Origin of the sequence: Erwinia sp. JUb26 (genome assembly GCF_003751505.1) — a bacterium.
In the GTDB taxonomy this organism is placed as follows: domain Bacteria; phylum Pseudomonadota; class Gammaproteobacteria; order Enterobacterales; family Enterobacteriaceae; genus Erwinia.
Map to the genome: position 1 here is coordinate 707,836 of NZ_RJVB01000001.1, position 20,087 is coordinate 727,922.

The window sequence follows — 20,087 nt, forward strand, 5'->3', positions numbered from 1 at the left end:
TGAATTCGATGTCCAGGTTAAACCCGATTCTGGCAGGTTCAGCGCAAAGCACTGAAGCCTATCGTCAGGCGATTGCCCAGAGTAGCGAAGCGGTAGCCCAGTGGCTACAGCAGCCCGAGATGTATCAGGGTAAAACCGTTGCCGAACTGCGCGAGCGTATTACGCTTGATTTCAATCCGCAGGGGCTGGGTAATCAGGCCGCGATTGAGCGTGCGGTTGAATACTTCCTGAAAGACAGCCTTGCGGTCCACCATCCGCAGTGCGTGGCGCACCTGCACTGCCCTAGCCTGGTGGTAAGCCAGGCGGCGGAAGTGCTGATCAACGCCACGAACCAGAGCATGGACTCATGGGATCAAAGCCCGTCAGCGACCATCATTGAGATCAAGCTGATTGAATGGCTGCGTACCCAGGTTGGCTATCAGCCCGGCGATGCCGGGGTATTCACCAGCGGCGGTACCCAGAGCAATCTGATGGGCCTGATGCTGGCACGTGATGCCTTCTTTGCCCGCCAGGGACACTCTGTTCAGCAGGATGGCCTGGTTGGCAACCTGAAGAAAATTCGTGTTCTCTGCTCCGAGCATGCGCACTTCTCCGTACAGAAGAACATGGCGCTGCTGGGCCTGGGCTATCAGTCGGTCACGCTGGTGAAAACCGATCGCTTCTCCCGTATGGATCTTACCGATCTGCAGGAGAAACTGGCGCAGGCGGAGGCCAACGGCGAGCAGATTCTGGCTATCGTGGCGACCGCCGGTACCACCGACGCGGGCGCTATCGATCCGCTGCGGGCGATTGCCGAACTGGCCGCCGAGCGGCAGATTTGGGTTCACGTTGATGCGGCATGGGGCGGCGCGCTGCTGCTGTCCGAGAAGTATCGCGACTACCTGGACGGCCTGGAGCTGGTGGATTCCATTACCCTGGACTTCCACAAGCAGTTCTTCCAGACCATCAGCTGCGGCGCGTTCCTGCTGAAGGAAGCGCGCCACTACGAGCTGATGCGCTATCAGGCGGCCTATCTGAACTCCGAGTTCGATGAGGCTCAGGGCGTACCGAACCTGGTGTCTAAATCGCTGCAAACCACCCGCCGCTTCGATGCACTGAAGCTGTGGATGGGTCTGGAAGCGTTAGGCCAGAAACAGTACGCGGAGATCATCGATCACGGCGTGACGCTGGCGCAGGAAGTGGCTCAGTACGTCAGCGAGCAGCCGGCGCTGGAGCTGGTGATGCAGCCGCAGCTGGCCAGCGTGTTGTTCCGCTACCGCACGCAGGCGCTTTCCGACGCGGGCGATGCGGCTCTGGCGCTGTTCAACCAGAAAATCGGCGATGTGCTGCTGGAGTCTGGCCGTGCCAACGTCGGCGTAACCGAAGCAGACGGCGTAACCTGCCTGAAGCTGACGTTGCTTAATCCGACGGTCACCCTGGAAGACATCAAGGTGCTGCTGGCGCTGGTAGAAAAAACCGCCGGGCAGATCGCGGTGTAACCTCTACCCGCTCAGGGACTTAATCGAAAGCCGGTGACAGCAATGTCACCGGCTTTTTTGTTGCTCATCGCGCCGGGAGATTGATAGCATACCGTCCACGGATTTTGACCTTTCTGTTTCGCAACGATGGAGTGGATTATGCGTATTTTGATTGTTGGCGCGGGTGCGACCGGCGGCTACTTTGGTGCCCGACTGGCGCAGGCCGGACGTGACGTGACATTCCTGCTGCGCGAGCGTCGCCGTCAGCAACTGCTAAAAGACGGATTGATCCTTGAAACCCCGCAGGGACGAGAAACGCTGAAGCCTGCCACCATCACCGCCGGTGAAATCAGTACCTCTTACGATCTTATCGTGCTGACGGTGAAGGGCTTTGGACTTAGCCAGGCGATGGAAGATATTGCGCCGGCCGTCGGCCCGGATACGCTGATCCTCCCTATCCTCAACGGTATGCGCCATATCGACTTGCTGCGCCAGCGCTTTGGTGAGCGTCACGTTATCGGCGGCCTGTGTAAAATCCACGCCACGCTCGGGCCCGAGGGCGAAATCGTCCAGCTCTCCCCGCTGCATCAGCTCTACTACGGTGCGCTGAACGGCGATAACGGCGAGTCGCTACGGCGGCTGGACTCAACCCTGCGCGGCTGCGGGTTCGACGCCTTCCTCAGCGACGATATTGCCTGCGAGCTGTGGGAAAAATGGCTGCTGCTGAGTACGCTGGGTGCGGTAACCTGCCTGGCGCGCGGTGATACCCGCCAGGTGCTCGCCTCTGACGGCGGTCAGGCAATGTTAAGCGGCCTGTTTGATGAGGTGATCTCAACCCTGATTGCGGAAGGCTATCAGCATCGCAAGGCGCAGGCGGACGGTATTTTAACCTGGCTCAGTAATCCGGATACCCCGCTGACATCGTCGATGTATCGCGATCTGATGCAGGGATATGATATTGAAGCCGACCAGATTATTGGCGATCTGGTTCAGCGCGCCCGGCGCCATCAGCTGGCAACGCCGCTGCTGAATGCGGTGTGGGTCAATTTGCAGGTTTACCTGCTGCATCGGCAGGCATGATTACAGACGGCAACGTCAAAGCGGCATCCCCCTTCACAAGGCTGACTGGCCAGCTTTATCCAGCACGTTGATAGATAATTCATTAAACTTTGGGAGCAGCAGGTGACAGATTTCAACACACTAATCGATCTTGGCGTCGACTATCCGCAGTTTGTCAGTCAGGGCAACGATGAGCAGATCCAGCATCTGCTGCGCGAGCAGGCAAAAACCGAACGCGCCGGTTTTCTGACGGCGGAACTGAAAGCCGACATTGAACGGCTGGACGGCAGCTACACGCTGCTGGTTGCGGCAGAAATGTGGTGCCCGGACTGCCTGCGCAACGTGCCGGCTTTCCAGTCGCTGTGCCGTCTGGCACCGAATATGAAAATGAGCATCATTACCCGCGACCAGGCGACGGCGCTGTTTCAGCAGCAGTTTGGCGTGGAAAAAGTGAAGATCCCGTTTGCAGCGATCCTGGATGCCGATTTGCAGCCGATTGGCACCTTTATTGAGCGACCGCAGTCGGTACTCAACGGTGATGAACAGACGCTCATTTCTTATAAGCAGGGCGAGCGCCTGGCGGATACCGTAGCGGATATCGTGGCCGCTACTCAGCACAAGAAGGCGTAATGATGAACGGTGGACAAATCCACGCGGCGGCTATTTTCGCCGCTGAACTGCTTCCAGGCTCCGAGTGCAGCTACCCCTTCGGCCCGGAGCATCAGGTGTTCAAGGTGGCGGATAAAATGTTTCTGCTGCTGACCGAACTGCGCGGAGAGAAAATTATCACCCTGAAGTGCCAGCAGGAACAGGGCGAGCTGCACCGGGCGATCTATGATTCGATTCACCCCGGCTATCATATGAATAAACGCCACTGGATTTCTGTTCATCCTGGAGAGAAGATCACCGACGGTCTGGTCGAACAGCTGGTGAACGATTCCTGGCGGCTGGTGCTCAACGGCGTGCCGAAATATAAGCATCCGCGTTTTTAACGCTTTTGCGTAATGGGCTTATTGCCCGAATAAAAAACGCCCGACGGCTCATCGGGCGTTTTTATACATCGAATGAGATGTTGAAATACCGGCTTGTCGACTAAGCAGCAATCAGTGATGAAAACGGCATACCGGCGGCTTTAACAATATTACGTAACGTTTTTAGCGTGGGATTACCGGCTGGCGACAGCGTGCGGTAAAGCGTTTCGCGCGACACACCTGCTTTTTGCGCAACAGTAGCCATACCACCACGCGCCTCAACAACATGCCGTAATGCCAGAAGAAATGCTTCCTGACCACCCTCTTCATCAATATCCAGGAAGGCCTGATGCAGATAGGCCCGGGCGAAAGCAGGATCTTCACGCAGCATCTCTATCATTGCATCATCATGTAAGCGGGCTTTAGCCATTTGTCACCTCATCACATAGTCTTTCAGGCAACATATTGCCTCATCGATATCGGCATCCTGCGTACGCTTATCTCCGGCGAGAAGAAGTAATACGACCTCTCCATCGACCAGACTGTAATAAACGCGATAGCCTGCACCCTGACTGACCCTGAGTTCCCAAACACCTTCACGGCACGGTTTATGATCGCCAAAATTACCGCCAGCCATCCGGTTAATCCTGGAGGCTATTTTGGCTTTGGCGATCGAATCCCGCATTGTGCGAAAGAATTCTGTGAACAGGTCCCTGCCGTCCGGCGTCAGATAGTGCTTTATCGTCCTCATAAAGCACATCGTATCTTTTAAGCTACGATAATGTACATCAGATCTTTTTTGAAAGCGTGATGACGCTCGCTTTACCCTTCCCTCAGCACCCTGACCGTCGAGGCCGGGAACTTCTCCAGCTTGATCGCCGGGCGGATGGGTCGGCGCACCAGCTCGCCGCCGCAGTTCGGGCATTTCCCGTGCAGGTGCTTCTCGGCGCAGTCGCGGCAGAAGGTGCACTCAAAAGAGCAAATCACCGCGTCCAGCGACTCCGGCGGCAGGTTGATATCGCAGTATTCACATCCCGGTCGTAGTTCCAGCATTTACCCCATCCTCGTCGACGTTTTTTACTCAGCATACCGTCCGTTTGCCGTCGGCGGAATACCGTTTTCGGACAGCAAACGGACAGAATGGGACAGGATCGCCGTTCCTGCGTGAATACCCGCACCACGCAGAACGGCACCTGTACCAGGATCTGTGCGCGGTCAGTCCTGCTTTATCACCACCACGCACTGCCCGGCCCTGACGGCGGAACCCGGCGCGGCACGCACCTCTCGCACAACGCCGTTGCAGGGAGCCAGCAGCGGGATCTCCATTTTCATCGACTCCAGAATCACCAGCGGCTGGCCCCTGGTGACACTGTCACCGACATTCACACTGACCTGCCACAGATTACCGGCAATGCCGCTTTCCACCGCGTGATACCCCGCCGCCAGCGGTTGATATTCCTCCTCTACCGCCGCTTCTTCCTGACTGTCAAAATGCGCCTGGCCCGAGGCGATCCAGCGCTGGCGCTCGGCATTAAAGGCCGACTGCTGATGGTCGCGGAAGGCGGTAATCGTCTGGCTCTCCTCCGCCAGGAATGCCTGATAGTCGGCCAGCGCCAGTTCGCTGTGCTCAATCTTCAGCGGATAGCGCCCCAGCGGGAAGTCGCGGCGAATGGTTGTCAGCTCGTCGGCACTCACCGGGAAGAAGCGGATGCGGTCGAAGAAGCGCAGCAGCCAGGGTTTGCCGTTAAAGTCTGCGACCTGGCGATAGCGGTTCCACATTTGCAGGGTGCGGCCAACGAACTGGTAGCCTCCCGGCCCTTCCATCCCGTAAACGCACAGATAGGCCCCACCGATACCGACTGAGTTCTCGGCGGTCCAGGTGCGCGCCGGGTTGTACTTGGTGGTCACCAGTCGATGACGCGGATCGAGCGGCGTCGCCACCGGTGCGCCCAGATAGACGTCGCCCAGCCCCATCACCAGATAGCTGGCTTCAAAGACCGTGCGGAACACCGCATCGATATCCGGCAGATCGTTAATCCGGCGGATAAACTCCAGGTTGCTGGGGCACCAGGGCGCGTCACGGCGCACCGTGGTCATATATTTATCAATCGCCTGCTGGCATGCCGGATCGTCCCAGGAGAGCGGCAGCCAGACCTCACGCGAGGGCACGCGCAGATCCTGCTGCTGGCAAACCGCATCCCACAGCGGTGCAATCAGCGCCAGCAGCGCCTCGAGCGATAGTTCTTCCGGGCGATAGTGAACTTGCAGCGAACGAATGCCGGGCGTCAGGTCAATCATCGCCGGATGCCGTAGCGCCTCCAGCGCCTGCATCAGGGCGTGCGCCCGGAAGCGCAGCACCAGATCCAGCTCCGCCGCGCCGATTTCCAGCAGCAGATGAGTATCGCCGGAGAGGCGGGCGACCAGACGGCGATCGTCGCTACCGCAGTCCAGTACTATCGGAGAGGCGATTGACGCAGGCTGCCAGCGGCTCGTCTGAGGCTGAAGCGTAGCCAGTTCGCTCTGACGTTCAGCCACCAGTCGTCGCGCTGTGCCGATATCGACCGGCACAAAGCGCAGCCGGTCGCCCGCCTTCAGCTGGCCGAGCTGCCAGAGGTCGGCCTCAATGACGGTGACCGGGCAGACAAATCCCCCCAGGCTCGGGCCATCCGGGCCGAGGATCACCGGCATGTCGCCGGTAAAATCCACCGCGCCAACCGCGTACGGGTTATCGTGAATATTCGACGGATGCAGCCCCGCCTCGCCGCCGCTTTCCCGCACCCACTCCGGTTTCGGGCCAATCAGGCGCACGCCGGTGCGGCTGGAGTTAAAGTGGACCTGCCACTCGGTGGCGAAGAACACGTCGATCCAGTCGGCGGTGAAATACTCGGGTGCGCCGTGCGGGCCGTAAATCACCCTCAGCGTGCGTACTTCAGGCAGCGACGGGCACAGTCCCGCCGGCAGCGTGGCCCCGACCACGCCGTGCTCAACAGCAGCAAGATGCAGCACATCGCCGGTGCGTAAAGCGCGACCGGCGTGGCCGCCAAACTGGCCGAGGGTAAATGTGCTTTTGCTGCCCAGATATTCCGGCACGACAATCCCGCCGCGCAGGCAGAGATAGCTGCGGGCACCGGCGTTGGCAATTTCGCCCAGCCTGAGCACGGAACCGGCGGCCACCGCCAGCACGGTATTCATCGGCTGCGGAACATCATCCAGGTCGATGGCGATTTCCGCACCGGTAATGGCGATAACGGCGTCGGTATTAAAGCGCAGCGTCGGACCGCTGAGGGTGATTTCCAGCGCCGCCTCGGTCGGAGAATTGTTCAGCAGGCGGTTGCCCAGCCGCAGCGCGCGATCGTCCATCGGGCCCGATGGCGGCACGCCGACCGCCCAGTAACCCAGCCTGCCGGGATAATCCTGCACCGTCGTCTGCGTCCCTGGCTGCAGTACCTCAACCGTCGCCGCCCGGTACACCAGCTGTTCGAGGCAGCGGGTCCAGGGCTGGCCGCTGGCAAAAGGCCGATCGGCCAGGATCTGCTGCAGGTACTGCCGGTTGGTTTCTACGCCGTACAGACGCGTCTCGCCCAGCGCGTCGCTCAGCGCGGCGGTGGCCCGTTCGCGGCTCTCCGCCCAGGTGATAATTTTTGCCAGCAGCGGGTCAAAGAACGGCGGGATCTCACAACCCGCCTCTACCCAGCTGTCGATGCGCAGGTGCTGACCGTCCGCTTTCGGGAAGTGAACCTCGGTCAGCAGCCCCGGCGACGGCTGGAACTGGCGGGCGGGATCTTCCGCATACAGTCGCGCCTGAATGGAATGCCCCTGCGGCTTTAATGCGGCGGCCAGTTCCGCCAGCGGCGGCAGCTCTCCGGCGGCCAGCGCAATCATCCAGCGAACCAGATCCACGCCCCACACCTGCTCGGTCACGCCGTGCTCCACCTGTAGGCGGGTATTCACCTCAAGGAAGTAAAACTGCTGCGCTTCGCTGTCGTAAACAAATTCAACGGTGCCCGCGCTGCGGTAGTTAACCGCTTTGGCCAGCTTGAGTGCCGCGCTGCACAGCGCCTCCGCCATGCCCTCCGGCAGATTGGGCGCTGGAGTTTCCTCAATCACTTTCTGATTGCGGCGCTGAATCGAGCAGTCGCGCACGCCAAGGGCAATGGCTTCGCCCGCGCCGTCGCCAAACACCTGAACTTCCAGATGGCGCGCGTGGGTGATGTATTTTTCAATGAATACGCCGCCGTCGCTGAAGTTGTTTTCGCCCAGCCGCTTTACGGTGGCAAAGGCATCGGACAGCTCTGCGGCATCGCGGCAAACGCGCATGCCGATACCACCGCCGCCCGCGGTGCTTTTTAACATCACCGGATAACCAACCGTTTCTGCGGTGTGCAGTGCGTCATCTACGCTGTCCAGCAGGTCGCTGCCCTCCAGAAGCGGTACGCCGTGGCCGCGCGCCAGATCGCGGGCGGTATGTTTCAGGCCAAACAGCCGCAGCTGCTGCGGGGTCGGACCGATAAAGGCAATGCCCGCAGCTTCACAGGCGTCGGCGAATGCCGCATTTTCCGACAGGAAACCGTAGCCGGGGTGGATGGCCTGTGCACCGCTTTCACGCGCGGCGGCGATAATTTTATCCACCACCAGATAGGTTTGCGCCGCAGGACCGTCGCCAAGACTGATGGCCTCATCGGCCTGGCTGATATGCAGACTGCCGGCATCCGCTTCGGAAAAGACCGCGACGCCGCTGACGTTCATGGCTCGCAGGGTGCGCAGAATGCGGCAGGCCAGGGTGGCGCGGTTGGCAATAAGGACTTTAGTAAACATGGTTGAGACTCACACTCGGGCGGGCCGTCCCGCCATCAATCCGATCTCCTGAGGTCGTCCACCGGAGAAAAATCGCCTTAACGGGAGCGGGACGATGCACGCCCGCTCAGGTGCCCCGCCGGATCGGACAGCACCGCATAGTTTGCGGTGCGGGCTTCCAGCAGCCGCAGGCATAACCGCCCCGCTCGCCGCCAGAAACGTGGCGGCATCATCAGCCGAATATGTTGGCGAATTAATTCCATATCAGCACCTCGGCCGCGGTCGGGTTCCAGCCATTACACGGGTTGTTCAGCTGCGGGCAGTTGGAGATCAGCACGATCACATCGCATTCCGCGCGCAGTTCAACGTATTTCCCGGCAGCCGAAATGCCGTCGGCAAAGGTCAGTCCGCCTTCTGGGGTCACCGGTACGTTCATAAAGAAGTTGATATTGGCGACAAGGTCGCGCTTTTGCAGGCGGCCATCATGCAGGCTGGCGCAGAGAAAATTGTCGCGGCAGCTGTGCATATGGCGCTTATCCAGCGCATAGCGCACGGTGTTGCTCTCCTGTGAGCACGCGCCGCCCAGCGTATCGTGGCGACCACAGGTATCGGCGACGAGGGTCAGCAGCGGGTTGCCGAGGTTGGAGTAAAGGACGCTGCCGGTAGTGAGGTAGACGTTATTCTGGCGACGCAGCGTGCGCTGGGCATCGTAGCGCTCACGCGGGTTGCGGGCGCTGTAGAACAGCGTATCCACCGCCTGGTTGCCCTCCAGATCGTGCAGGCGCACCGTCTGCCCCTGACGTACTTCAAACAGGAACGGTTCGCCCGCCGGGATGGTGTGGCGGTACACCGCATCGCGGCTATCTCGGGTGCTGGCAACGGGATTCATAATGAGGCTCCATGGCGGCAAAACTGCGTGGTATTGGTCAGCGCGCGGGCGTTCTCGGCGCGGATTTCGGTGCAGGCCAGCAGCGCGGCGGGGTTTTCCACCTCCCGCCAGTTCAGACTGACCGGGCGCGGCGCGTATTCGGTGGCGGGATCCATCGGATGCTGCAGCGCGGTCAGGATCACCAGCACGTCGATCGGGGCGTAAAGTTCGATATAGCTGCCGGGGCGGGAATAGTCGCGTACAAAATGGAAATGGCCTTCGGCATCCACCGTGACTTTGCTAAACAGGTTCAGGGTCATCTGCAAATCCTGCAGGTTCAGATCCCACTTGCCCATCTCAACCAGCAGGTTGTCGGTGCCGTTGCGGTAGAAGCCGTTTCTCAGCTCCTGATAGCGGCCCTGGCCGTATTTTCCCCGCGTTTCAGCGGCATTAAGTACGCCGCCGAAGCTGTCGTGCCAGCCGCAGGTATCGGCAACGATGGCCGCCAGCACCCGACCCATATCGGAATACAGGCAGTGGCCGGTGGTCAGCTTCGCCGTGTGCTGCGCTTTCAGGGTATCCGGCAGATTCAGGCGGTCGCTTTTTTCTGCGGCGTTCAGCATCATCAGGCTGACGTTGGCACCGCCGGTGGTATCGGTGATGCGCAGCACCTGCCCGCGACGCAGAATAAATGAGGTGTGTCCACCGCCGGGCAGCACTTCGCTCTCGGTTTCGGCATGATGGTGTTGAGTCGTATTCACAGGGAAAGCTCCTTTACGGCTGAACCCGGCGCGGCGGTCGTCACGATGTCGCGTGGCGGCTGGCGCTGCTCGTTCAGCGGAATGTCATAGGTGATCCGGGCGCCGTACGCTTCCGGTTCGTGGGGATCGATACGCACTTTGTCAAATACCAGCAGTCGGGTGCCCAGATGGAAGCCTTCGCTCAGATCGTGGGTGACCATAAACACCGTCAGGCGGGTTTCCTGCCACAGCTCCAGCAGCAGCTGGTGCATATCTTTTCGGATGCCGGGGTCAAGTGCGCCAAAAGGCTCGTCGAGCAGCAGCACGCGCGGCTGCATAATGAAGGCCTGGGCAATCGCCAGACGCTGCTGCATGCCGCCCGACAGCTGGGCGGGATACTTGTTCAGCGCATGGCCAAGCCCGACCCGCACCAGCAGCGCGGCGGCCTGCTCCCTCGCCTGCCGCTTTTGCTGACCGAACAGACGGCCGCTCCAGCGCGAACGCGGCAGCTCCAGCCCGATGGTCACATTATCCAGCACGCTGAGATGGGGAAAAACGGAATAACGTTGAAAAACCACGCCCCGGGTGATATCCGGCTCCGGTTTGAGCGGCTCTCCGGCCAGCAGGATCTGTCCACGGCTCGGTTTTTCCTGGCCAAGCAGCAGGCGCAGGAAGGTCGATTTCCCGCAGCCGGAAGCCCCCACCATGGTGCAGAACTCCCCTTCGGCAATCTGCAGATTGAGGCGCTCCAGCACCACGTGGCGCCCGTATTCCTGCCAGATGTTATCGATGACGATAAAACTCATGACTGTGCTCCTGTCGACCAGGGGAACCATCTGCGGTTCAGATAGCGCAGGCCGAGATCCATCAGCCAGGCCAGCAGAGTGATCCAAACCACGTAAGGCAGGATCACGTCCATCGCCATATAGCGACGCACCAGGAAGATGCGGTAGCCCAGCCCGGCGGTGGCTGAAATCGCCTCGGCGGAGATCAGGAACAGCCATGCCGCGCCCAGCATCAATCTCAGCGATACCAGCAACCGGGAAAGCAGCTGCGGCAGCACCACTCGCAGAACCAGGGTCCAGCTGCTGGCCCCCAGCGTTTGCGCCTTAATCAGGATCTCCACCGGGATCTCCCGCGCCCGCTGCTCCAGATCCCGCGCCAGCATCGGCGTAACGCCAATCACTATCAGCATGACCTTCGACAGTTCGTCCAGGCCGAAAACGATAAACAGCACCGGCAGTATCGCCAGCGGCGGCACCATTGAAATCACCGTCATAAAAGTGGAGAGCGGCGCACGCAGCATGGGGAAAACCCCGGAGGCAATGCCGAAGCACAGCCCCAGCAGTGCGGCGATGCCCAGCCCGGCCAGCAGGCGCGCCAGGCTGACCAGTGTGTCGGTCCAGAACAGATAATCGCCGCTGCGTTTGTCTGCCACGAAGGCCATCCGGTGCACGGCGTCGAACATCTGCCCCAAGCCCGGCAGCAGCTTGTCCTGCGGGTTGGCCTCCAGCCGGATGGCCGAGCCGATCAGCCAGGCGGCGATCACCAGCACAAAAGGCAGCAGTATCAGCATCAGGCGTGCGCCTGCCGTCGGGTGGCGGTTAATTTGCCGCATCGCGTTAACTCCTTGCGCCATCGGTTACAGCTTGCCGTCTGCGGCCATCTGCAGATAGCTGTCGTCGAAGCGCAGTTTCAGGTTGCCGCTGTCGCCCTGCGTCACGCCGCCGGGGAACTGCATGCCGATAAAGTCCGCGCTCTGCGCCCCGTCGCCCAGCAGTCCCTTATCAAACGAGAACTGCGCCACGCGCTGCATGGTTTTTGCCAGCTCGCTGCCGGTAATAAACTTCAGGTTGTCGGCCGGGGTATAAAACAGATGGGTGGTTTTCAGCTGTGCCTGATACCCGGCGAGATCGGTGCCGGAGGCGGTCGCCATCTCGGTCAGCGCTTTGCTGTCGCCGGCCTTCATCAGCGACATCATTTCAAACCAGGCGCCGGTCAGCGCCTTGCCCAGCGCCGGGTTGTCCTTCAGCACGGCGGTGTTAACCACCATCATGTCGATCAGTTCACCGGGAACCTGCTGTGAGCCGAACACTTCGGTGGTGTCCGGAGTCGCTTTGATCACCGAGAGCTGCGGGTTCCAGGCCACGGCGGCCTGCACGCCTGATGTGGCGAAGGCGGAAACGATATCGGCATCGGAGGTGTTCACGACGGTGACGTCTTTCTCCTGCAGCCCGGCTTTTTCCAGGCCGCGCACCAACAGGTAATGGGAAACGGACAGTTCGGGCAGATAGACCTTCATCCCTTTCAGATCGCTGAGGGTTTTGCCTTTGCCCTTCAGCACCACCCCGTCGTTGCCTTCGGAATAGCTGCCGAGGATCAGCGCGGTGCTGTCCACGCCGCCGGCGGCAGGAATCGTCAGCGCATCCATATTGGTCATGGTGCAGCCGTCAAACTGCCCGGCGGTGTACTGGTTGATCGATTCGATGTAGTCATTGAGCTGGGTGACGTGGATTTTAATGCCGTACTTCGCGGCCCACTTATCGATGATACCTGAGCTGGAAATCTGCCCCCAGGGCATCCAGCCTGCGTAGATGGTCCAGCAAACGTTGAATTCTTTCTTGGCGGCGGCCTGCGTTGGCAGGCTGAGAAGCGCGGTAGCGGTAAGGAGACAGGCGCCCAGCAAACGGGATAGTTTCATATCGGACCTCGGTGTCGGCGGAAAAATACGGGGCAGCGCTACACCTGCGGTGTTGCTGTCTCCCGGGCTTTTGTCCCGCCGTGTAACCTCAACCGAGGTCGCCAGCTCTCGGACCAGACATCCATCGAAATGGACCGGAACCCTAGCCTGCTATTTAAGTCAGTTATCTGTGTAACGCTGCTGCTTAGAGAAAGAGAAGCAAAAGCTATGCCAGAATTTAATGATGTTGAATAACAATGAGTTAAGATGAACTACGTGCAACCTTTGCTTCGCGATGCCTCATTAACAGGCAGGCTGCATCACCAAGGTGCACCACGCCATGTAGACGGAGGTGACACGCCGGTCGTCGCCAGAGTATGATCTCTGCGCCGCACTCCCGCCGCCGCGTACTGTCCGGCGGCCTTAATATGGAAATGGAGTTACTGATGTCCTCACTGCGTTTACTGTTATCTGAATCCTGGGATCCGTGGTTTAACCTTGCGGTAGAAGAGTGCATTTTCCGCCAGATGCCCGCCACCCAGCGGGTGCTGTTCCTGTGGCGCAACGCGGAAACGGTGGTGATTGGCCGGGCGCAGAATGCGTGGAAAGAGTGCAACACCCGGCGGATGGAAGAGGACGGCATTCGCCTGGCGCGCCGCAGCAGCGGCGGCGGCGCGGTGTTTCATGACCTCGGCAACTGCTGCTTTACCTTTATGGCCGGTAAGCCGGAATACGATAAAAGCGTGTCGACAGGGATTATCCTGCATGCGCTGGAGGCACTGGGCATGACGGCGGAAGCCTCCGGCCGTAACGATCTGGTCGTCAGCACCGCCGACGGCATGCGCAAAGTGTCCGGCTCGGCCTATCGTGAAACTCGCGACCGCGGCTTCCATCACGGCACCCTGCTGATGAATGCCGATCTTTCCCGACTGGCCGACTATCTCAACCCCGATGAGAAGAAGCTTCAGGCTAAGGGCATCACGTCGGTGCGCTCCCGCGTAGCCAATCTGCAGGAGCTTCAGCCGGATATCAGCTACGAACGAATTTGTGACGCCGTCACGAAATCTTTCTTTGAGTACTACGGTGAGCGCTGCGAGCCTGAGTTAATTTCTCCGGAGGCGTTCCCCGACCTGCCCGGTTTTGCGGAAACCTTTGCCCGCCAGAGCAGCTGGGAATGGAACTTCGGCCAGGCCCCGGATTTCGCCCATCAGCTGGATACCCGCTTCAGCTGGGGCGGCGTGGAGATCCACGTGGACGTTGAGCGCGGCGTTATTCAGCGCTGCCGGATTTATACCGACAGCCTGAACCCGGCACCGCTGGAAGCGCTGCAGGAAAAGCTTCAGGGCGAAAGATATCAGCCGCAGAGCGTTTCGCACCTGGCAGAAGAACTGATCGTGGAGTTTCCGCAGCAGCGTGAAGAGCTGCAGCAGCTGGCGGCGTGGCTGGAAGAGAGTCTGCGCTGAGTGGTACCGCCTGCCGCATTCGCGGCAGGCAAAAATCAAAACACCCTGTCCGCTTTTGCGGCGTCGTACCACTGGCGGAACTCTTCCAGCAGCAGGTCGTAAAGCCGTTCAGATGACATTTTGGCGAAGTCGTCAATCGCAAAGAAGTTGCTGTTATCGATCCGCCGATCGCTGAAGTCGTCCAGATTCTCCAGAATGCCGTAGTTGCTGCCGCCCAGGCCAACAAACTTCCAGAAGATTGGATAATTTGCCGAGCGGCGAATGGCTTCCTTGATCTGTCGCGTTTTGCTGATGCCGCCATCGGTGATAAACACCACGTACACCGGCAGATCGCTGTGCCTGAAGGTATCGACGACCTCCTCCATCACCGGCGGTTCATTATTGGTGCCGCCGAGCCCCGGCAGCAGTTCCAGCCAGCCGCGTTTACCGCCGGTGCGAATGGCATCGATATAGCCGTCGAGGTTATCCAGCGTCACGTCCGGGTATTTGGCATGGCGTTCGGCAAAACCCCAGACATCCATTGAACCGTCATCGTCAAACTGCACCGCCAGCACCGCAATGCGGTCCAGTACCGCCTGCACGTTGCCCTGCTTAAACTGTTTGGTCATCGAACCGGAGGCATCCAGCACGAAGGCCACCCGCGCTTTGATATCGTTCAGGCGGTGCTTGCTGAGGCTGACGGTGGCATTTTTTGCCAGGCTAACCAGCCGGGGAGCTTTCGCCTCCAGCTTTTTCTCCAGGCTAACGGTGGGTGCCGCGGCGGAGGCTGCATTGCGTGACGGCGTCACGGAAGTTGGAGCTGCGGCAGGCGATCTCTCCGCACCGGAAGAGGCCGCAGGTGCGGCTAAGGGCGCATCCGCAGGCGGGCTGGCGATATCCACTCCGTAGTTCAGCGCCAGCGGTTCCAGGCCGCCGTTAAAACCCTGGCCCAGCGCACGCAGTTTCCAGTTGCCGCCGTGGCGATAGATCTCGGCGACGATCAGGGCTTTTTCACTGCGGCCATGGGTTTCCGGTTCGAAGCGCGCGATGCCCGGCGCATCCAGCGCCAGGCCGCGCAGTCCGGCAATCGAATCCTCGCCGTCAATGACCAGCGTTACGGCAATTTTGCTGACTGACTCAGGGATTAACGCCAGATCGATAGTGACCGTACTACCCTGCGCGGCCACGTTAAGCACCACGCTGCGATTGGGCGTCGCGGGCTGATTGTAGAAGATAAAGTCGCTGTCACCGCCAACCTTACCGGCGGCGTTCAGCAGAAAAACAGAGGTATCCGGCTCACCGCGAAAACCCGGTATCGTGGGGTAGTGCAGGTTCAGAGTAAGCCGTGTCGCGTTGACGACCAGGTTCTGGCCAGACTGAAGCAGCATAAACAGATCCTTTGTTAACTAAGGCGCATATCGGCGCATAAAGGCGAAAAAAAACCCGGACAAGCCGGGTTTTCGTATTATCTGATTATCAGACGTTAACGCCGTGCTGGGAAGCCAGCGCGGACAGGCCACCGGCAAAGCCCTGGCCTACCGCTTTAAACTTCCACTCTGCACCGTGGCGGTACAGCTCACCGAAGACCATCGCGGTTTCGGTAGAGGCATCTTCAGACAGGTCGAAACGGGCGATTTCAGTGCCGTTGTCGTTGTTGTAGATACGCATAAAGCTGTTGCTGACCATGCCGAAGTTCTGCTTACGCGCTTCCGCATCATAGATGGTAACCGCGAAGACCAGTTTTTTCACATCGGCCGGGATTTTGCTCAGTTCAATTTTGACCTGCTCATCGTCACCATCACCCGCACCGGTGCGGTTGTCGCCCTGGTGCTCAACGGAGCCACAGCTGCTCAGCTTGTTGTTGAAGAAGATAAAGCCGCTGTCGTTCAGCACTTTGCCATCTTCACCAACCATAAAGACTGAAGCATCCAGGTCAAAGTCCTGGCCGTCGGTTACGCGAGCATCCCAGCCCAGACCGGCCATGGCGATGTTCATGGTTGGTGCTTCTTTGGTGAGAGATACGTTGCCGCCTTTTACGAGAGAAACTGCCATTTTAATGCTCCTGCTGATAATGGGTGGTTCGGGCAGCGTCTTACTGCCCGGTTGGAACAAAGAGTGAAGCTATCAGGATGCGTTGATACCGTACTGCGCGCAGACGGATGCCAGACCACCGGCATAACCCTGACCAACCGCGCGGAATTTCCACTCAGCACCGTGGCGATACAGCTCGCCGAAAAGCATCGCGGTTTCCGTGGAAGCATCTTCGGTCAGATCGTAACGCGCCACTTCAGTCTGGTTGTCGTCGTTCACCAGGCGGATAAACGCACCGGAAACCTGACCAAAGCTCTGACGACGGGCCTGTGCATCGTGGATGGTGACCACGAAAACGATTTTGTCGACGTCGCCCGGGATCAGGTCCAGTTTAATTTTCAGTGATTCGTCATCACCGTCGCCTTCGCCGGTGCGGTTGTCGCCGGTGTGGCTGACGGAACCGTCGGAAGACGTCAGATTATTGTAGAAAATGAAGTCAGCATCGCCACGAACCTTGCCGCTGGCGGACAGCAGAAACGCTGACGCATCCAGGTCAAAGTCCTGACCATCGGTAGAACGTGCATCCCAACCCAGACCGACCAGAACATTTTTCATGGTTGGTGCTGCTTTGCTCAGAGATACGTTGCCGCCTTTGGATAAAGAAACGCTCATTATATTTTCCTCATAATTAGATTTTCGAATTCGTTTTCAGAAGCAGGGACTACCGCCCTTACTTTTCTTCCTCAGCATCGGGTTTGCCCGGGAACATCACGCTGAGGATAATCCCCACCGCCAGTACGCCCAGAACCACAAACAGGCTGGTCGTCGCCGAAATGCTATAGCCATGATGCCAGATATGGTCGGTGGCATTAAGACCCAGTTTCGCCGCGATGAAGAACAGCAGAACGATAACGGCCTTCTCCAGATGTACCAGATACTGTTTTAACGCTTCCAGAACAAAGTACAAAGTACGCAGGCCAAGGATAGCGAACATCATGGCACTGTACACAATCAGCGGCTCACGGCTGACGGCAATGATCGCCGGTACGGAGTCGAAGGCGAACATCACGTCGGACAGCTCAACCACCGCCACGCAAAGGAACAGCGGCGTCGCATAGCGCCAGGCTTTCGCACCGCGACCAATGGTCACGTCTTTGTTTTCCGGTTTCGCCAGCTCGGCGTCCACTTCCTTCTGGCTCAGCACAAAGGCGTTGCCTCTGATTTTCGGCCAGATTGGGAAGAAGCGTTTCACCATCCGGTAGGCCAGATGCTGCGAGTAGTCTTCGATTTCTTCGCTGTCGTCGCCGCTTTTCAGCATCATCACCGCCGTCCAGGCCACGATAATCGCGAAGACAACCTCAACGTATGGCCCGAGGCTGAGCAGCCCGGTACCAATCGCCACAAAGATACCCCTGAAGACGATGGCACCGATGATCCCCCAGTACAGCACGCGGTGACGGTAGCGGTCCGGTACGGCAAACCACGAGAAAATCGCCATCATCACGAACAGGTTATCTACCGACAGCACTTTCTCCAGCGCATAACCGGTAACAAACAGGCTGGCCACTTCTGCGCCGTGGTGAATGTACAGGAAGCCGGCAAAGCCCAGGGCAACCGCGACCCAAAACAGAGACCACAGCGCTGCACTTTTCAGCGATATTGGCTTGTCATCGCGATGCATGAACAGGTCAATAAGAATGGCTCCGACAGCCAGTACTACAAAAACAATGACTGTCTCAGTCGGAAAGCCGATATGCGTGGATACCATAGTTAACCCTTAAAGGTGTGACATCAAAGGCCGAATTCAGCCGGTTCAAAACCGAGCGCGATAGCAATTTCGCGAACGGCGCGCTGCTCATCCGGGTCAAAGTTACCGTCGCTTTTGGCGACTGCGATACCAACGCGCAGGGCCAGCTGAGCCGCTTCCGGCTGGTCTTTGAGGGCCAGGATGTACTTCATGGTTTCACCTTTACCGATTTCAATATCGAAATCGAAGCTGGTCACCAGTTTGTTAAAGAATTCGATAACTTCGGTGGTATCGAACACCTTGAGCTCATCGGACGCGCGCAGGAAGCCAATCATCTTCTGCTTCTCTTCCGCGCTAACGCCGTCGCTGGCGACCGCAATACGCGCACAAACGGCCACGGTGCCCTGCATGAATTTTTTGTTCTTGAAACGGCTCACCTGCCTGGTCAGCTCGTCGCGGCTGGTGTTGAATGCGCCTTTTACCTTGTCAAAGAAACCCATATCTACTTTCCTCTGTGAATAATTATTTAGAACCCGCTTTCCAGCGAAATCCCCAGCCAAAGGCTTCATCCATGTCGGAATGGCCTTTAAAGAACTGGTTAATACGTTCGACTTTGATATTGCCGTTTTCGTTCACCAGCCGGGCAATCGCACACATATTGCGACGGTCCTGCCCTTCGGTCAGACGTGTTTCAATCGGCGGCTGGTCCGGGATATGCAGCGTCACGACGCCGTCGGTTTTATCCCAGCTCGGTACGCCTTCGTAGATAAAGGCGTAGATCAGCACTTCGCGGATCTGTTTCCACTCGCGGCCGTTGATATACATCCATTCGCCGTCGCTGACCGAGCCGGTGCGGTCATCGCCCTTCAGATGAACGTAAGGCTTGTCGTTGAATGAACCAAACGTGTTGCCCAGCGCCTGAATCACGCCCTTGCTGCCGTCGTTCAGCTCCACAAACGCGCCGATATCCAGATCGATGCCTTTATTACCGCCGAAGAACCCTTTCAGCCCGCCCGATGAAGCCGGGGCGCGATGCCAGTTCAGGTTGATGCGGATCTCACCGAAGTTATCGCGCTTGGTCAGGCTGATTGCCGGTTTCTCTTTGGTCAGCGTCACCTTGCTCAGGCTGATCTTACTGGCCGGCGCGGGTGCTGGCGTCGGGGCAGCCGTCGGAGCCGGAGCGGCCGCAGGTGCCGGCGCCGGGGTATCCGCCACATCCACGCCAAAGTGTTCGGCCAGCGGCTTCAGCCCGCCGTTAAAGCCCTGAGCGATGAAGCGGAATTTCCACTCCGCGTTGCGGCGATAAAATTCGCCGAGGATCAGGGCGGCTTCCTTGCGTCCGCTGATATCAACGGTCCCGTTCAGCAGCACTTCGCCCGCGGATTCCACCTGAATCGCCAGGCGCTGCAGGCCGGCCACGGTTTGCGCGCCGTCGCAGGTGACGGTAAACGCCACTTTCTGCACCGCGGCGTGCAGCCGGCTGAGATCGACGGTGAACGCCGTGTTATTGCCCTGCGCGTTCAGGCTGATAGTGCCATCGTTGTTCTGCGTCTGACCGTAAAACACCATATCGGCATCGCCCTGCACCTTACCGTTTTCAAACAGACGGAAGGCGGAGGCATCAACCGCAGCGCCGGATAACACACGAACGGTCAGGGTCTGAACGGGTACGGGGGCATTGCCCCCCGGGGTCATATTCATTAGCGCACCACCGTGGCAACGATATCGGTGTGCATCGCGTCGATGGTACGGCCACTGCACGCTTTACCGTGGGCAGTGAAGTCCCAAAGGCCATGATTGCGGTGCAGAGAGGCGATAACGATGCCGGTATGTGCGCCCTGCTCGGTCAGCTGATAGCGGGCCAGCTCTTTACCAGCCTGATCCACCACGCGACAGAAGGCGTTTTCCACATCGTTAAACGACTGGCCGCGGAAGCTGTTGACGGTAAAGGCCAGATACTCCACGTCGGCAGGCAGACGCGACAGTTCAACGTTAATGATTTCATCATCGCCGTCGCCTTCTCCGGTCAGGTTGTCGCCGCTGTGAACCACTGAACCGCAGTCGGACTTGAGCTTACGGAACCAGATGGTGTCGATTTCGCTACCTGATTTATCCAGCAATACGCAGCCTGCATCGAGGTCGATGTCACCATCGCCGCCAAAGATCTTACCAAACAGGCCTTTCTTCTTTACCGGATCCCAGCCCAGGCCGAAATGCAGTTTATCGATCGCGGAAGACTGCTTGCTGAGTGATACAGTCTGGTTCTTGCTTAATGAAACCATGGTCATAATTCCTTAA

General features: G+C 58.9%; 22 protein-coding genes and 1 riboswitch. Of the genes, 5 read left to right on the forward strand and 17 right to left on the reverse strand.

All coding sequences use genetic code 11. The annotated features are described in order from the left end of the window. Window positions 1–8 precede the first annotated feature (8 nt). From EC836_RS03340 to EC836_RS03355, 4 genes are all read left to right on the forward strand, one after another. Complete coding sequence (locus tag EC836_RS03340; protein WP_123330088.1) at window positions 9–1,478, forward strand: aspartate aminotransferase family protein; 1,470 nt, start codon at window positions 9–11, stop codon at window positions 1,476–1,478. A gap of 138 nt (window positions 1,479–1,616) precedes the next feature. After that, the gene (locus tag EC836_RS03345) at window positions 1,617–2,537 is read left to right on the forward strand and encodes a ketopantoate reductase family protein (RefSeq protein WP_123330090.1); all 921 of its coding nucleotides are present in this window, start codon (window positions 1,617–1,619) and stop codon (window positions 2,535–2,537) included. 102 nt (window positions 2,538–2,639) lie between these two features. Beyond that, window positions 2,640–3,146, forward strand: coding sequence for a thioredoxin family protein (locus EC836_RS03350; protein ID WP_158612767.1), 507 nt, complete (start codon window positions 2,640–2,642; stop codon window positions 3,144–3,146). A 2-nt stretch (window positions 3,147–3,148) separates the two neighbouring features. Next, window positions 3,149–3,508, forward strand: a complete 360-nt coding sequence (locus EC836_RS03355; RefSeq protein WP_123330758.1) for an MmcQ/YjbR family DNA-binding protein — start codon at window positions 3,149–3,151, stop codon at window positions 3,506–3,508. A 100-nt stretch (window positions 3,509–3,608) separates the two neighbouring features. On the opposite strand, the gene EC836_RS03360 is transcribed toward EC836_RS03355, so the two are convergent. From EC836_RS03360 to EC836_RS03400, 10 genes are all read right to left on the reverse strand, one after another. Then, a complete protein-coding gene (locus tag EC836_RS03360) occupies window positions 3,609–3,917 on the reverse strand; it encodes an addiction module antidote protein (protein WP_123330094.1) in 309 nt (102 codons plus the stop codon). A gap of 3 nt (window positions 3,918–3,920) precedes the next feature. Next, window positions 3,921–4,238, reverse strand: coding sequence for a type II toxin-antitoxin system RelE/ParE family toxin (locus EC836_RS03365; protein ID WP_123330097.1), 318 nt, complete (start codon window positions 4,236–4,238; stop codon window positions 3,921–3,923). 71 nt (window positions 4,239–4,309) lie between these two features. Next, window positions 4,310–4,540 (reverse strand): DUF1272 domain-containing protein, encoded by a 231-nt coding sequence (locus tag EC836_RS03370; RefSeq protein ID WP_123330098.1) that lies wholly within the window; start codon window positions 4,538–4,540, stop codon window positions 4,310–4,312. Between the two features lie 162 nt (window positions 4,541–4,702). Beyond that, complete coding sequence (uca, locus tag EC836_RS03375) at window positions 4,703–8,302, reverse strand: urea carboxylase (protein WP_123330100.1); 3,600 nt, start codon at window positions 8,300–8,302, stop codon at window positions 4,703–4,705. A 77-nt stretch (window positions 8,303–8,379) separates the two neighbouring features. Further along, the gene (locus EC836_RS24710; protein WP_158612768.1) at window positions 8,380–8,544 is read right to left on the reverse strand and encodes a hypothetical protein; all 165 of its coding nucleotides are present in this window, start codon (window positions 8,542–8,544) and stop codon (window positions 8,380–8,382) included. Then, the gene (locus EC836_RS03380) at window positions 8,535–9,170 is read right to left on the reverse strand and encodes an urea amidolyase associated protein UAAP2 (protein ID WP_123330102.1); all 636 of its coding nucleotides are present in this window, start codon (window positions 9,168–9,170) and stop codon (window positions 8,535–8,537) included. Before EC836_RS03380 ends, EC836_RS24710 begins: the two co-directional genes overlap by 10 nt. After that, complete coding sequence (locus tag EC836_RS03385) at window positions 9,167–9,910, reverse strand: urea amidolyase associated protein UAAP1 (RefSeq protein ID WP_123330104.1); 744 nt, start codon at window positions 9,908–9,910, stop codon at window positions 9,167–9,169. Before EC836_RS03385 ends, EC836_RS03380 begins: the two co-directional genes overlap by 4 nt. Beyond that, window positions 9,907–10,695: an ABC transporter ATP-binding protein gene (locus EC836_RS03390; RefSeq protein ID WP_123330106.1), complete on the reverse strand. Its 789-nt coding sequence runs from the start codon at window positions 10,693–10,695 to the stop codon at window positions 9,907–9,909. Before EC836_RS03390 ends, EC836_RS03385 begins: the two co-directional genes overlap by 4 nt. Next, on the reverse strand, window positions 10,692–11,507 hold the full coding sequence (locus EC836_RS03395; RefSeq protein ID WP_123330108.1) for an ABC transporter permease: 816 nt from the start codon (window positions 11,505–11,507) through the stop codon (window positions 10,692–10,694). The genes EC836_RS03390 and EC836_RS03395 overlap by 4 nt, the downstream gene beginning before the upstream one ends. 24 nt (window positions 11,508–11,531) lie before the next feature. Next, window positions 11,532–12,590 (reverse strand): putative urea ABC transporter substrate-binding protein, encoded by a 1,059-nt coding sequence (locus tag EC836_RS03400; protein WP_123330110.1) that lies wholly within the window; start codon window positions 12,588–12,590, stop codon window positions 11,532–11,534. A gap of 57 nt (window positions 12,591–12,647) precedes the next feature. Continuing rightward, window positions 12,648–12,747, reverse strand: a riboswitch (guanidine-I (ykkC/yxkD leader). A gap of 268 nt (window positions 12,748–13,015) precedes the next feature. Here EC836_RS03400 and EC836_RS03405 point away from each other — a divergent pair. Beyond that, on the forward strand, window positions 13,016–14,032 hold the full coding sequence (locus EC836_RS03405) for a lipoate--protein ligase A (protein ID WP_123330759.1): 1,017 nt from the start codon (window positions 13,016–13,018) through the stop codon (window positions 14,030–14,032). Between the two features lie 35 nt (window positions 14,033–14,067). Here EC836_RS03405 and EC836_RS03410 read toward each other — a convergent pair whose 3' ends face one another. The 7 genes from EC836_RS03410 to EC836_RS03440 all read right to left on the reverse strand — a co-directional run bounded on the left by EC836_RS03410 (window position 14,068) and on the right by EC836_RS03440 (window position 20,071). Beyond that, window positions 14,068–15,399, reverse strand: a complete 1,332-nt coding sequence (locus EC836_RS03410; protein WP_123330111.1) for a VWA domain-containing protein — start codon at window positions 15,397–15,399, stop codon at window positions 14,068–14,070. 88 nt (window positions 15,400–15,487) lie between these two features. After that, window positions 15,488–16,063, reverse strand: coding sequence for a TerD family protein (locus EC836_RS03415; protein WP_123330113.1), 576 nt, complete (start codon window positions 16,061–16,063; stop codon window positions 15,488–15,490). A 72-nt stretch (window positions 16,064–16,135) separates the two neighbouring features. Continuing rightward, window positions 16,136–16,714 (reverse strand): tellurium resistance membrane protein TerD, encoded by a 579-nt coding sequence (gene terD / locus EC836_RS03420; RefSeq protein WP_123330114.1) that lies wholly within the window; start codon window positions 16,712–16,714, stop codon window positions 16,136–16,138. 58 nt (window positions 16,715–16,772) lie between these two features. Then, complete coding sequence (locus EC836_RS03425) at window positions 16,773–17,810, reverse strand: TerC/Alx family metal homeostasis membrane protein (RefSeq protein WP_123330116.1); 1,038 nt, start codon at window positions 17,808–17,810, stop codon at window positions 16,773–16,775. Between the two features lie 23 nt (window positions 17,811–17,833). Further along, a complete protein-coding gene (locus tag EC836_RS03430) occupies window positions 17,834–18,289 on the reverse strand; it encodes a tellurite resistance TerB family protein (RefSeq protein ID WP_123330118.1) in 456 nt (151 codons plus the stop codon). 22 nt (window positions 18,290–18,311) lie between these two features. Further along, a complete protein-coding gene (locus tag EC836_RS03435) occupies window positions 18,312–19,490 on the reverse strand; it encodes a TerD family protein (RefSeq protein ID WP_123330120.1) in 1,179 nt (392 codons plus the stop codon). After that, window positions 19,490–20,071, reverse strand: a complete 582-nt coding sequence (locus tag EC836_RS03440; RefSeq protein ID WP_123330122.1) for a TerD family protein — start codon at window positions 20,069–20,071, stop codon at window positions 19,490–19,492. Before EC836_RS03440 ends, EC836_RS03435 begins: the two co-directional genes overlap by 1 nt. Window positions 20,072–20,087: the final 16 nt, after the last annotated feature.